Below are 12,402 nucleotides of genomic sequence, written 5' to 3'. Positions count from 1 at the left end.
GGAGTGAGTGATGGAAAAAATCGGACAAACCTTGGCTAAACAGCTTCGCCAAAGTCGAACTGATCTTAATGAATTGACTCAAGCTATTTTAGCGGATAAGGAAATTGCTGATTTTATCACGTCAAATGGCTTGACCCAAGAGCAGATTAATCGTAGTCTTCCTAAGTTTAATCAGTTTATGGTAGAACGTGAGAAGTTCCAAAATCAAGATGCTTCATACGTGGCAAAGGGCTACAAACCAGCTCTTAGCATGAATGAAGGTTATGCTGATGTTATTTATTTGGAGACTCGCGAGTTGGTAGAAGCTAAAAAACGTCAAGATATCAAAAATCGTGTGACCTTGATTGGTTTGCCAACAAGTCTAAAACATATTTCAACGGATGATATTGACCTCGGCGACCCTAACCGTATCGAGATTTATAATTATCTGAATGATTATATTAAAAATCTTGAAGATAAACCGCAAAAGGGACTTTATGTTTTTGGAACCTTTGGTGTCGGGAAATCTTACTTGATGGCGTATTTGGCCAATCGTCTGTCAGCTAAGTATGGCAAGTCAACAACTCTCTTGCATTTTCCAACTTTTTGTGTTGACATTAAAAATGCCATTAATACTGGTACGGTAAAAGAGCAGATTGACCAAATTAAGCAATCTGAGATTTTGGTACTAGATGATATTGGTGCTGAGCAACAAAGTTCTTGGATTCGCGATGATGTGCTCCAAGTGATTCTTCAGTATCGTATGCAAGAAAATCTGCTAACGTTCTTCACTTCTAACCTTGATTTTAAGGGGCTTGAAGAACACTTCTCAATCTCACGTTCTGGTGATGAAACTTGGCAAGCCAAGCGTGTCATGGAACGTATCCGTTATTTAGCTCGAGAAATTCATCTTCAAGGTGAAAATCGACGCTAATTGTATAAATCATTAAAAGTGATAAATAGATAAAAGAATGTGAAAGGAATTTCGGCGAAGGCATCCAAGATGTTTTCGTGTGGCAAGCAGCCACTTAAAGTAGCGCTGAGCTGTTTTAACGAACAGGTATTAAGAATTATGGCTTTACCTACAGTTGCTATTGTCGGACGTCCGAACGTCGGCAAATCGACTTTGTTTAACCGTATCGCAGGTGAGCGTATTTCAATTGTTGAAGATGTCGAGGGTGTTACTCGTGACCGTATCTATACAACAGGTGAATGGCTTAACCGCAAGTTTTCATTGATTGATACTGGTGGTATCGATGATGTTGATGCACCATTTATGGAACAAATCAAACACCAAGCTGATATCGCCATGACAGAAGCAGATGTTATCGTCTTTGTGGTATCAGGAAAAGAAGGTGTGACAGATGCTGATGAGTACGTTTCAAAAATCTTGTACCGTACCAATAAACCAGTTATCCTAGTTGTCAATAAAGTAGATAACCCAGAAATGCGTAATGATATCTACGATTTCTACTCACTTGGTCTTGGCGATCCATACCCAGTTTCATCTGTTCACGGGATTGGTACAGGGGACGTTTTGGATGCAATCGTTGAAAACCTTCCAGTGGAAGAAGAAGACGAAAATCCAGACATTATCAAGTTCAGTTTGATTGGACGTCCAAACGTTGGTAAATCAAGCTTGATTAATGCGATTCTTGGTGAAGAACGTGTTATCGCAAGCCCAATTGCTGGTACAACACGTGATGCCATTGATACTAACTTTACTGACAGCGAAGGTCAAGAATACACAATGATTGATACTGCTGGTATGCGTAAATCTGGTAAAGTTTATGAAAACACTGAAAAATACTCAGTCATGCGTTCAATGCGTGCCATTGACCGTTCAGATATCGTTCTTATGGTCATTAACGCTGAAGAAGGTATTCGTGAATACGATAAACGTATCGCAGGTTTTGCTCATGAAGCTGGTAAAGGGATTATCATTGTTGTTAACAAATGGGATACTATCGAAAAAAATAACCACACTGTAGCAAAATGGGAAGAAGACATTCGTGATCAATTCCAATTCTTGTCATACGCACCAATCATCTTCGTATCAGCAGCAACAAAACAACGTTTGAACAAATTGCCTGAAATGATTAAGAAAATCAGTGAAAGCCAAAACAAACGTATCCCATCAGCTGTTCTTAACGATGTTATCATGGATGCGATTGCTATTAACCCAACACCAACAGATAAAGGTAAACGTTTGAAAATCTTCTACGGCACACAAGTTTCCGTTAAACCACCAACGTTTGTTATCTTTGTTAACGAAGAAGAGCTTATGCACTTCTCATACATGCGTTTCTTGGAAAATCAAATCCGTGCTGCTTTCGGTTTCGAAGGTACACCAATCAACTTGATTGCCCGCAAACGCAAATAAGATTAAAAAGCACCTTAAAGGGTGCTTTTAAAATGTACTCAAGATTATTTTTTAATCTAAATATTGATACACTTCAATTTTTAGATTTCATTTGCGAGCGAAGCGAGCATTAGACGATACTTTACGCCGTGGTGAAAGTGGCTAGAACTTAATAAAGTTAGCCACCCGAAAGTTTTGAGACCTTAGGCTCAAAACTTAGGCATGGAATTCCTTGGATTCCTTCAACAGTCCACTGGACTGTTGAACCTACCGACGGCACCACCTAAGTAAAGTATCAAAAAAATTTTTTTCTTCAGGTTAAGTGCACCCGTTAGGGTGCTTTTTTGATATATCTTCAGAAAATAATAAAACTGATTAATCATTTTTTCAAGCTAAAGAGAGTTGAATTTGATATAATTAAAGGATAAGGAAAAAGGTGGTGGCTTAGATTGGGTAGAATGATTCCAGGTCGAATTCGCAATCAAGGTATAGAACTTTACGAACAAGGTTTGGTTGATATTATCAGTAAGCGAGAAGATTTAATTCAGGCAAAGGTGGGCACACATCATCTTCAATATTCACTAGAAGATGAGCAAGTAAGGTGTGACTGTGACTTTTTTGCCAAGAAAAAATATTGTGAGCATTTAGCAGCCGTAGAATACTATCTTAAGAATAATACGGAAGGAAAAGAGTTATCAGATGAATTAAGCTCACATCAAGAAACACAGCAAGAAACCAAGAAAAATACCTCTTTTGGTAGTGTTTTTTTGGATGGCTTGGTGATTAATGATGACGATACCACAAAATATCGCCTGGCAGCTCATGGTAATCAAAGCCCATATTCATCAGATTATTGGTGGACGTTGAAAATCAATCGATTGCCAGATGACCGCGCTTATGTTGTCCGAGACATTAAAGCTTTTTTAAACGCTGTTAAAAATGAGGGCTATTATCAGATTGGAAAAAATTATTTTGAACCCTTGTCATTGATTCAATTTGATGAAGCCAGCCAAGAGTTGATTCAATTCTTATGGCGAATGATTCCAGATGGTGATCATCTTGATGTTGACTACATCTTACCAAATCATGGTCGAAATCTTTCATTGACAAGTGGAACTTTTGAAGAAGGTATCAACCTCTTTAATGACCTTTATGATTTTTCATTTGAACACAATCATCAAACTTATGGGCAGCTGATTTTTAGACCACTAAGTGGTTCAGAAGACTTAATTCAATTTAAAGTGGTGGTTCACCGTCAATCGATTGAATTAATCATTAGTGAAAAAGAATATCAACCGCTCTTTAATAATGCCTTTTTGTTCACAAATGGGTTTATTTATAGTTTGAATTTGAAGCAACAAAAGATTTTAACGGCCATTCGCAGTTTGCCAATTGAAGCGGATTTGGCGAAACATTTGTTCTTTGATTTAGACGACCAAGCAAAATTAGCTGCTAGCCTTTTAGATTTTAAAGAACTGGGCAAAGTGGAAGCACCGAAGAGTTTTGATATTCGTGATTTCAAAGTAGCCTTTTATTTAGAACTTAATGAATACCGAGAAGTTGCCTTGCATGTTTCTTTTGACTATGGTAATGTCACTGTTCATAGCAAACGTGAGCTTGAGGAATTACCGTTTGCCAGTCATTTTAAACATGAAGAAAAAGTCTTTAGAACTTTGGAAGCTAATGGTTTTTCAGCCTCATTCTTGTCTTATCATGCGCCGCTAGCTGATAAGGATTTGTACGATTTCTTCACACGAACTTTGGGACAATTAGCACGACTAGGTCAGGTTACTTTGTCTGATGAGCTTGAAGAGATGCGTCAATTTGAAGAACCACAGGTTTCTGTTCATACTAAAGGTGGTTTGCTTGATATCTCATTTGATTTTTCAACGGTTTTTGAAAATGATATTGATGATGCCTTAGAAGCACTCTTTAAAAATCAGCCTTATTTTGTCAATGGAGCTGGTAAGTTAGTTGTCTTTGATGAAGAGACTCAGCGTGTTAGTAGCACTCTTCAAAACTTGCGTGCTAAACAACTGGATAATGGGCATTTGCAGCTAGATGCTATTTCAGCTTTCCAAATTTCAGATTTGTTCCAAGGAAATGACCGCATTTCTTTCTCAAAAGAATTTGAACAATTGGCTCATGATTTAACCCACCCAGAAGAATTTGAGGTCACTTTGCCACCTCTACAAACACAATTGCGTGATTACCAAATGACTGGTGTTCGTTGGATGTCCATGCTTGACCACTACGGCTTTGGTGGTATTCTAGCCGATGATATGGGACTGGGTAAAACCCTTCAAACCATTGCTTTTCTAGCTTCGCATCTAACAGAAGAAAAGCGTATTTTAATCCTGTCACCGTCAAGTTTGATTTATAACTGGAAAGATGAATTCACTCGCTTTGCGCCTGAGATTGATGTGGCTGTATCTTATGGCTTAAAAGCTGTGCGTGATGAGATTATCGCTGAAAATCATCAGGTAGTGATTACAAGCTATTCTTCTTTCCGCCAAGATTTTGCGGAATACAATCAGTTGAATTTTGATTATTTGATTTTGGATGAAGCACAGGTGATGAAAAATACGCAAACGAAGATTGCGCATTACTTGCGTCAATTTGAAGTTAAGAATTGCTTCGCCCTTTCTGGAACACCGATTGAAAATAAACTCCTTGAAATTTGGTCAATTTTCCAAATTGTTTTACCAGGTTTATTACCAGATAAAAAACATTTCTTAAAAATGGATGCCAAACAAGTCGCTCGATTTATCAAGCCATTTATCATGCGCCGTCGTAAAGAAGAAGTCTTGCCAGAGTTGCCTGATTTGATCGAAATCAATTATCCAAATGAGCTAGATCGCAAGCAAAAAGCTATTTATCTTGCTCAGCTTCGTCAAATGCAAGAAACCATTGCTGGCGCTTCTGATGCTGACATTAATCGTCGCAAAATCGAGATTTTGTCAGGAATTACTCGCTTACGTCAAATCTGTGATACCCCAGCTCTCTTTATGGATTATCAAGGAGAAAGTGGGAAACTTGATAGCCTTCGTGATTTGTTAACGCAAATCAAGGAAAATGGTCACCGAGCACTTATCTTCTCACAATTCCGTGGCATGCTAGATATTGCTGAAAAAGAGATTGAAGAACTAGGTTTAACTTCTTATAAGATTACTGGTTCAACCCCAGCTAATGCTCGCCAAGAAATGACGCGTGCCTTTAACAATGGCTCAAAAGATACCTTCTTGATTTCTTTGAAAGCAGGAGGAGTTGGCTTGAACCTGACAGGGGCTGATACCGTTATTTTGATTGACCTTTGGTGGAACCCAGCGGTGGAAATGCAAGCCATTAGCCGTGCTCACCGTATTGGTCAAAAAGAAAATGTTGAAGTTTATCGTTTGATTACGCGCGGGACTATTGAAGAAAAAATCCTTGAAATGCAAGAAAGTAAGAAAAATCTTGTCACGACAGTTCTTGATGGTAATGAAACAAGAGCAAGCATGACCATTGAAGAAATCAAGGAAATCCTAGGATTAGAGCACTAAACTTAAAGTCAGTCTGCCTTAACGGAGACTGACTTTCTTTTTATGAAAACTTTGAAAAATAGGCTGAATTAGTTTATAATAAAAATGCTACAAAGTTGGAGCTACGTTTAAAAAGTTAGGGGCTTAGGCCTAGTTTTTAAGCGCTAGCATTTAGTTACTAGGACAAGGGGTTATCGAGGATAAGTTCCCTGTATTTCTTAGTGAGTGATGATAATTAATAAACATAACACGTTAAGAAAGGATGTGACACTGTGATTAGAAATCAGAGACGCTTTCCACTTGTTGCAGACGGAGAGCCAGTTAGCAATCCACCAAAAGTAATGGCTTTATATGAAAATGAAGATTTGATTACCAATATTCACGGTGCTTATCAAGATAAAAACTATGATGATGTTACTAGAGACTATAATTTTGTTGGCAAAGATGAAAAAGATGCCAGTCGAATGGAATCAGTGACTCAAGGTAAATCTTATGCTGAGTTAGCGCGTGAAGAAGCAAGACGTGATATTCGAAGAAAGCGTCAAGCTTATCTTTCAAAAGAAGTTAAAGCGCCTTCTAAAGCAGCTTTCCAGCAACAGCTTAAGGCAACATTGCCTAAGAAAACGGCAAAGCCTACAAGTAGTTTGAGTCATTTAGCTGAAAGATTGCATCAAGATGATTATATCTTGGCAGAAATTCCCGTAACCTATAAAAAGCCAGATAATTCATCAACAACTAAACCTAAGAAAAATAATTATGACTTCTTAAAAGAAAGTCAAATTTATAATAAGGAAGCCTTGCAAAGTCAAAGAGAACACAAAGTTGCTCAAGAGTTGAATTTAACACGCTTTGACGATGCAAAATAAACTGCACTGCAGTTGTATATAGAGGAGAAAACATGTCTAAAACCTATCATTTTATCGGAATTAAAGGATCTGGTATGAGTGCTCTTGCTTTGATGTTGCACCAAATGGGACACAAAGTTCAAGGAAGTGACGTTAGTAAATACTATTTCACACAACGTGGTTTAGAACAAGCAGGAATTGAAATTCTTCCATTTTCTGAAGATAACATCACATCAGATGTTGAATTAATTGCCGGTAATGCTTTCCGTGAAGATAACAATGTCGAAATTGCCTATGCTGTCAAAAATGGTTTCAAATTCAAACGTTACCATGAATTTCTAGGTGATTTCATGCGCCAATTCACAAGCTTTGGTGTAGCTGGTGCGCACGGAAAAACATCAACAACAGGTTTGATGGCACATGTTCTTAAAAACATTACAGATACATCATACTTAATCGGTGATGGTACTGGACGTGGTTCAGCTAACAGCAATTACTTTGTCTTTGAATCTGACGAATACCAACGTCACTTCATGCCTTACCACCCAGAATACTCAATCATCACAAACATCGACTTTGATCACCCTGACTATTTCAAGAGCATTGATGATGTCTTTGATGCTTTCAACGATTATGCAAAACAAGTTCAAAAAGCTTTGTTCTTGTTTGGTGATGATCCATACCTTCGTAAAATCACATCTGATGCAGATATTTACTACTATGGATTTAAAGATAGCGATGATTTCATGGCTTATGATGTTGTTCGTACAACAAACGGTTCTGCTTTCAAAGTAAAACACGGTGATGAAGAACTTGGTTCATTCCACCTTCCAGCCTTTGGTCGTCACAATATCTTGAACGCGACAGCTGTTATTGCTAACCTTTACGTAGCTGGTATTGATATGGAATTGGTAGCAGAACACATGAAGACATTTGCTGGTGTTAAACGTCGTTTCACTGAAAAAGTGATTAACAACACAACAATCATTGATGACTTTGCTCACCATCCAACTGAAATCGTTGCGACGCTTGATGCCGCACGTCAAAAATACCCAAGCAAAGAAATCGTAGCTGTTTTCCAACCACACACATTCACACGTACAATTGCACTTTTGGATGAATTCGCTAATGCTTTGAATCAAGCTGATTCAGTTTACTTAGCACCAATCTATGGTTCAGCACGTGAAGTTGACCACGGTGATGTTAAAGTTGAAGACTTGGCTGTTAAAATCAATAAATCAGCTAAAGTTATCAGCCTTGATAATGTCTCACCATTGCTTGACCATGATAATGCTGTTTATGTCTTCATGGGTGCTGGTGATATCCAAATGTATGAACGTTCATTTGAAGAATTGTTGGCAAGCTTGGCTAACAACACACAATAATAACCAATTATCTTGAAAAGGAGCGAAAGCTCTTTTTCTTTTGTGGGGGATTTTATGATTATCAGAAATGTACGCCTTGAGGATTTAGAGGCTATCGTAGCTATTGAACGTAAGAATTTTTCTGCGCAAGAAGCAGCAAGTCAAGAAGATATGAAAGAGCGCATTTTGACTATTCCAGATACTTTCTTGGTAGCTGAGCTTGATGGAGAGATTTGTGGCTATATTGAAGGTCCGGTGATTGGTCAACGTTATTTAACAGATGATTTATTTCATCATGTCGTTGAAAATCCTAAGCAAGGAGGCTTTATTGCCATTACTAGTCTTTCAGTAGCACCTGATTTTAAGAATCAAGGTATTGGCATGGCTTTGCTGGCTACAATGAAAGATTTAGCGGTTGCTAGGAAGCGTACTGGTCTTACCTTGACCTGTCATGAACAACTTATCCCTTACTATGAGAGAAATGGTTTTATCGATGAAGGTGAATCAGACTCAACTCATGGCGGTTCTACTTGGTTTAATATGGTTTGGGAGTCTCCAGTAGTAGCTTAAGAAGCGAGAAAGCGATTGTTAAGAATAGATAACAAAGACTGCTGCGAGTTGATTTTCACTATATTTTAGGATATAATGGCGATTGATTAAGAGTAGGAGGATAAGCTTTGACCGAATTTAACGACGATAAGCCAAAAACTCAGAAAGAAAAAAGTTTTAAGGAGCAAATTTTAGCTGAACTTGAAGAAGCTAATCGCTTACGCAAGCAACATGATTTAGAACTTCGCCAAAAGGAAAAAGAAGCAGAAGAATTTGCACGTCGAACGGCTGAACTAATGGCTGAATACGAAGCTGAAGATCGGAGAGAGCGTCAAGAGGCTAAGATCCGAGAGGAAAAACGCCGCCTTGAAGAAAAAGCTAAATCAGCTTTGGCTGAGAATCAGATTGAAACTAAAATAGATAATCAAAAAATTAAAGACGTACTGAGAAATATCGATCAAACTTTCAACCCTGATGGAGCAGGGTCAGCTAAGGCTGATGATGAACAAGAAAGTTATCTTGTGAGAGCAACGGATGGTGTGGGTTATGACGGTAATCCAGATATTTCTGATAAACCTTCAGGTGAGTCTGAATCAAAAGATAATCTTCAATTTGAGCAAGATTCTGAGCAATCAGAAGAGACTGATACAGACTTGGAGAACAAAGTGGGAACAAAACGCAGAAGAAAACGTCAAAAAACAGATAGCCTAGCAGGAAAAATTGCTTTATTCTTAATTTCAGCAATTATTATTGCTTTGATTGCCACAGGTTTCTTTGTATACCGTTATGTTGATAGTTCTATTAAGCCACTTGATAGTTCATCGAAGAAATACATTACGGTTGATATTCCAGAAGGCTCTGGAAATAAATACATCGGACAAATCCTTGAGAAATCTGGTGTGATTAAGAGCGCAACTGTTTTTAATTACTATACAAAATTTAAAAATTATAGTAATTTCCAAAGCGGGTATTATAATTTGCAACCAAGCATGGACTTGGATGAGATTTGTAAACAGCTTAAAGAAGGTGGAACCCCTCAACCAGAAAAACCATCACTTGGTAAAATCTTGGTAACGGAAGGATATACCATTAAGCAAATTTCTGAAGCTGTGACTAAAAATTCAGCTAAGAAACATGCCTCAACGCCATATAAGGCAGATGAGTTCTTGAAAGTTGTTCAAGATGACGCCTTTATTTCAAAAATGGCAGCTAAATATCCAAAACTTTTAGGCAGTCTTCCTGATGCCGATAAAGTAACTTATCGACTAGAAGGTTACCTTTTCCCAGCAACTTACAGTTATTATGAAAAAACAAGTATGGAAGATATTGTTGAAGATATGATTTCAACAATGGATTCTTACATGTCTCAGTATTATGATGCTATTGCTGCAAAAGGAATGACCGTCAATGATGTTCTCACACTTGCTTCATTAGTTGAAAAAGAAGGTTCAACTGACGATGATCGTAGAAATATCGCTAGTGTCTTCTATAACCGCATGAATAATAACATGCCTCTTCAAAGTAACATTGCTATCTTGTATGCGATGGGTAAACTTGGCGAAGAGACAAGTTTAGCGGCTGATGCAAGTATTGACACATCGATTGATTCACCGTATAATGTTTATACTAACACTGGTTTGATGCCTGGTCCGGTAGATGCTCCTAGCTTGTCAGCTATCGAGGCAACTGTTAACCCTGCTTCAACGAACTACTATTATTTCGTTGCAGATGTTAAGACAGGTAAGGTCTATTACTCAGAAAACTTTGATGATCACCAAGCTAATGTTGAAAAATATGTTAATAGTCAAATAAATGAATAATTGATGACAAACATGGTGTGACTAACATCATGTTTGTATTTGTAGATTATCCAAAAAATAAATTTTTAGAAAAGAGATAGAAAATGGCAGAAAAAACTTATCCAATGACCCTTGCTGAAAAAGAACAACTTGAACAAGAATTAGAAGAACTAAAATTAGTTCGTCGTCCAGAAGTTGTTGAACGTATTAAAATCGCTCGTTCATATGGTGACCTTTCAGAAAACTCTGAGTACGATGCAGCCAAAGATGAACAAGCATTCGTTGAAGGTCAAATCCAAATCATTGAAACTAAAATCCGTTATGCTGAAATCATTGATAGCGACGCTGTAGCTAAAGATGAAGTTGCTATCGGTAAAACAGTTACTGTTCAAGAAGTTGGAACAACTGATAAAGATGTTTATCATATCGTTGGTGCTGCTGGTGCTGATATCTTCTCAGGTCGCATCTCTAACGAAAGCCCAATCGCTCAAGCTTTGATTGGTAAAAAAACAGGTGACATCGTGACAATCGAATCACCTGCTGGAAACTACGATGTTGAAATCATCAGCGTTGAAAAAACTGCTTAATCATAAAAAAGGCTGTTAAGCCTTTTTTTGTTTGTTCTGTTAGTAAAAGAAAATTAAAACACCAGAAATAATTTTCTGGTGTTTTGGTTTATGGATTATTTACGGTGACGTTGTTTACCAGCGTTGCGGTTACTTTTCTTAGGTTTATTAAGTTGAGTAGTTGCTGCGGCAGGTGTAACGTCTTTGCGTTTAGTTGATTTGTAAGTTTTTGGAGGATTCTTTTCAAATTCTTCAGCGATTTGTTTACGAAGTTTTGGTTTAATGATAAACATTGTAATCAATTGTTGAATGATTGAGAAGAAACCACCGACCAACCAGTAAAGTAGAACACTTGCTGGCATGCTCATACCGAAGAAGACCATCATGAGCGGCATGACATACATTGTTCCTTTCATGGCAGCACGTTGTTCTTCAGCGACAGCTTGCATTGATAACCATGATTGGAAGAAGTAGAGGATAGCGATGACAGCTGTTAGTGGCATGCTACGGCTTCCAAGGTCAATGCCTAGGAAAGTACTTTCAGAAACACCTTGTGTGTATTGAGCTGCGAAGTACATAGCTGAGAAGAATGGCATTTGAACAAGAAGTGGAAGACATCCCATACCACCAAGCATGTTAATGCCGTTTTCTTTTTGCGCAGCCATTAATTCTGTTTGGGCAGCCAATTTTTCTTCTTGAGTAGTTGCATTACGCATGCGTTCGTTGATTGGTGCAAAGATTGGTTTTAAGTAAGCCATCTTTTCTGATTGGTAGCTTGCTTTCCATGATTGGTAAAGTCCAAGCGGAAGAATGATACAACGAACAATGATTGTTACTAAGATAATGGCTAAGCCAAAACCAAGGTCCATGTTGTTGGCAAAGTACTGAATCAGTTTTGCCATTGGTTCACCAAGCACATGCCAAATAGTCCCTGTTGGGTTACCATGTGAATCTCGGCTGACACAACCACTTAGTAAGAACAATAACGATAAGCTTAGTCCTGAAAAGAGGACGCGATTTAGTTTCTTTTTCAATTGATTGTTTCCTTTTATTATAATACCCTATTATTTTACTGTTTTTTCTGTATTTTCTCAATACGTCTGTAGTCTTATTTATAGAATTAGTTGGCAATTTGAAAATCAGTATAATCTTTAAAATTTGCCACTTTGACATCAACGTAGGTTACTTTTGCCCACTTGGATGGTCCTTTTCGAATTTCTTGGATAAATTTTGCCATTTTAGCGGAATCGTCGGACTGGGCGAGGATTTCAACGGTACCATCATCATTATTCCAGACGCGACCGTAAATATCACCTAGGCTTTGAGCAAGGGCGAAAGTCGAATAACGAAAACCGACTCCTTGAACTCGACCTGAGACAATTAGACGAACTTTTTTCATCTCAAATTCCTCCTATTA

10 protein-coding genes are annotated in these 12,402 nt (G+C 37.9%); 8 read left to right on the top strand and 2 right to left on the bottom strand.

Translation table 11 applies throughout. From position 1 onward, the window contains the following. Nucleotides 1-10 precede the first annotated feature (10 nt). The 8 genes from dnaI (at nucleotide 11) to greA (ending at nucleotide 11,006) form a co-directional block, all read left to right on the top strand. Nucleotides 11-913 (top strand): primosomal protein DnaI, encoded by a 903-nt coding sequence (dnaI, locus tag BLR83_RS05770; RefSeq protein WP_074560813.1) that lies wholly within the window; start codon nucleotides 11-13, stop codon nucleotides 911-913. Between the two features lie 138 nt (nucleotides 914-1,051). Beyond that, nucleotides 1,052-2,362, top strand: a complete 1,311-nt coding sequence (der, locus tag BLR83_RS05765) for a ribosome biogenesis GTPase Der (protein WP_039696382.1) — start codon at nucleotides 1,052-1,054, stop codon at nucleotides 2,360-2,362. Between the two features lie 428 nt (nucleotides 2,363-2,790). Continuing rightward, entirely contained in the window at nucleotides 2,791-5,883 is a 3,093-nt protein-coding gene (locus BLR83_RS05760; protein WP_074560812.1) for a pilus expression-regulating Snf2 family helicase, read from the top strand. 251 nt (nucleotides 5,884-6,134) lie between these two features. After that, nucleotides 6,135-6,728, top strand: a complete 594-nt coding sequence (locus BLR83_RS05755) for a divisome accessory protein ZapJ (RefSeq protein WP_074560811.1) — start codon at nucleotides 6,135-6,137, stop codon at nucleotides 6,726-6,728. Nucleotides 6,729-6,760: 32 nt separating this feature from the next. Continuing rightward, nucleotides 6,761-8,092 (top strand): UDP-N-acetylmuramate--L-alanine ligase, encoded by a 1,332-nt coding sequence (gene murC, locus BLR83_RS05750; protein WP_074560810.1) that lies wholly within the window; start codon nucleotides 6,761-6,763, stop codon nucleotides 8,090-8,092. Between the two features lie 54 nt (nucleotides 8,093-8,146). Then, nucleotides 8,147-8,641, top strand: a complete 495-nt coding sequence (locus BLR83_RS05745; protein WP_074560809.1) for a GNAT family N-acetyltransferase — start codon at nucleotides 8,147-8,149, stop codon at nucleotides 8,639-8,641. Between the two features lie 107 nt (nucleotides 8,642-8,748). Beyond that, nucleotides 8,749-10,440, top strand: coding sequence for an endolytic transglycosylase MltG (gene mltG, locus BLR83_RS05740; protein WP_074560808.1), 1,692 nt, complete (start codon nucleotides 8,749-8,751; stop codon nucleotides 10,438-10,440). Nucleotides 10,441-10,523: 83 nt separating this feature from the next. Then, nucleotides 10,524-11,006 (top strand): transcription elongation factor GreA, encoded by a 483-nt coding sequence (greA, locus tag BLR83_RS05735; protein WP_020917348.1) that lies wholly within the window; start codon nucleotides 10,524-10,526, stop codon nucleotides 11,004-11,006. Between the two features lie 95 nt (nucleotides 11,007-11,101). On the opposite strand, the gene yidC is transcribed toward greA, so the two are convergent. Both yidC and BLR83_RS05725 read right to left on the bottom strand, forming a co-directional pair. Then, complete coding sequence (yidC, locus tag BLR83_RS05730) at nucleotides 11,102-12,019, bottom strand: membrane protein insertase YidC (protein WP_074560807.1); 918 nt, start codon at nucleotides 12,017-12,019, stop codon at nucleotides 11,102-11,104. An 86-nt stretch (nucleotides 12,020-12,105) separates the two neighbouring features. Next, nucleotides 12,106-12,384 (bottom strand): acylphosphatase, encoded by a 279-nt coding sequence (locus BLR83_RS05725; protein ID WP_074560806.1) that lies wholly within the window; start codon nucleotides 12,382-12,384, stop codon nucleotides 12,106-12,108. Nucleotides 12,385-12,402 lie beyond the last annotated feature (18 nt).

The organism is Streptococcus equinus (assembly GCF_900101445.1).
Classification (GTDB): Bacteria; Bacillota; Bacilli; order Lactobacillales; family Streptococcaceae; genus Streptococcus; species Streptococcus equinus_B.
Note: the sequence above shows the minus strand (reverse complement) of the source record. Positions and strands in the feature narration are given on the sequence as shown.